The organism is Pseudomonas gingeri, assembly GCF_013386115.1.
GTDB classification, from domain to species: domain Bacteria; phylum Pseudomonadota; class Gammaproteobacteria; order Pseudomonadales; family Pseudomonadaceae; genus Aquipseudomonas; species Aquipseudomonas gingeri.
Genome location: NZ_JACAOR010000026.1, coordinates 1 through 2,084, shown reverse-complemented (window position 1 = coordinate 2,084; position 2,084 = coordinate 1). Strand labels below are relative to the sequence as shown.

Sequence of the window (2,084 nt, the reverse complement as noted above, 5' to 3'; positions counted from 1 at the left end):
ACCGGCGCGGTGAACAATCAGGGCGGTCGCCTCGGTTCGAACCACACCTTCAGCTTCAAGGGCCAGGCCCTGGACAACACTGCCAAGGGTCGCATCACCGCCCAGCAAAAGCTGGAGCTGACCGCCACTCACCTCGACAACTCGGACGGCTCGCTGATCACCAACGGCCCGCTGACCCTGCGCGCCGACACCGTGGACAACGCCAGGGGACGTATCTCCAGCAAGGACGACCTGACCGCTACCGTCACGACGTTCAACCAGCAGGACGGTGCCCTGCTCACCGAAGGCAACCTGAGCCTGACCGGTAGCAGCCTGGACAACCGCAATGCCGGTCTGGTCTCGGCGAAACAGCAGTTGACCCTCAACGTCGACCGCATCGATAACCGGGCCGGCGAGATCTCCAGCGTGCAGGCGGTCAACCTGGCCGGCCAGACGCTGAACAACAGCGAAGGCGGCAAGGTCCTCTCCGACACCGCGCTGGGACTCAAGGTCGCGCAGGTGATCAACCAGAGCCTGGGCCAGTTGGTCAGCCAGGGCAGCACCACGCTGACCGGCAGCCGCCTGGACAACAGCGGCGGCAAACTGAGTGCGCAGTCCGGCCTGGTGATCACCCTCGACGGTGCCCTGACCAACCAGCTCGCGGGTCTGATCAGCAGCGAAGGCACCCTGACGGCCCATGCTGGCAGCCTGGATAACTCGGGGGGCAGTTTTTCCACCGCCGGGCAACTGAAGATCACCAGCGATGGCGCCCTGGTCAACCAGGGTGGCCGACTGGTGACCGACAGCGGCATCGAGTTGCACAGCAGCCGTCTCGACAACCGCCAGGGCGGCACGATCAGCGGCCAGGAGGCGGTGTCGATCAACACCGGCGACTTCGACAACAGCCACGGTGGCTTCCTCAGCAGCGGCGATCGCCTGGACCTGACGGCCGCGCAACTGACCAACCAGAATGGCGGGCGCATCGGCGCCGCCAAGGCCCTGACCGCCAGCGTCACCGGCCTGGACCAGCAGGGCGGCCAGCTCAAGGGCGATACCTCGGTCAGCCTGGACCTCAACCACGGTCAACTGAACAACCAGGGCGGGCTGATCAACGCACCGTTGCTGGTCCTGAACAACCTCAAGGGCGTGAACAACCAGGGCGGGGAAATCTCCAGTGCCCAGGCCTTCACCCTGGCAGCCGACAGCCTGAACAACGACACCGGCAAGCTGCTGAGCAACCAGGCCTTGACCCTGCGCATCGATCAGGCGATGACCAGCCTCAAGGGCATGATCGCGGCAGCTGCGCTGGATGTGCACGCCGGCAGCCTCGACAACAGTGGCGGCACCCTGACCAGCCGGGCCGGGCTCGACCTGACCGTGGACGGCCAGCTGAGCAACCGCAACCAGGGCCTGATCAACGCCAGCAACGGCCTGAGCCTCAACAGCGCCAGCCTCGACAACCAGGGCGGCTCGCTGTTGGGCAGTGCGATTGCCATCGACTTCGGTGCTGCCACCGGTGACCTGAACAACGCCGGCGGGCATATCACCACGGCCGGCAACCTGACCGTCGCTCACCTGCGCGACCTGAACAACCAGGGCGGTGAATTCACCAGCACCCAGAGCCTGAAACTGAAGGGGCGGACCCTGGACAACAGCCACGGCGGCAAGTTGATCAGCACCAACCTGCTGGACCTGACGGCCGACAGCCTGATCAACCAGGACGGTGGCCTGCTCTCGGGCTGGGAGGGGGTGACGCTCACGGGCGGCAGTCTGGACAACCGCAACAACGGTACGGTCTCCAGTCGCAACGGCAACGTCGACGCGACCTTGGACGGTGCGCTGCTCAACGGCAATGCCGGTGCGCTGGTCAGCCAGAAGGTCCTGACTGTTAACGCCGCCAGTCTCGATAACAGCAACCAGGGCATCCTCTCCAGCGCCCAGGGACAGACCCTGACGGTCAGCGGTTTGTTGAACAACGCCACGGGCGGTTCCATCGACAGCGGCGCGGTGCTGACGCTGAAGGCCATGGCCCTGAACAACGGCGGGACGATCAACGCCCAGCAGGCGCTGGGGTTTACCGGCACCCATCTCGATAACAGCAATGG

1 protein-coding gene is annotated in these 2,084 nt (G+C 65.3%); it reads left to right on the top strand.

Going from position 1 to position 2,084, the window contains the following annotated elements; genetic code table 11:
* A partial coding sequence (locus HX881_RS32620) for a beta strand repeat-containing protein (RefSeq protein WP_425503561.1) occupies positions 1–2,084 on the top strand: 2,084 nt, incomplete at both ends.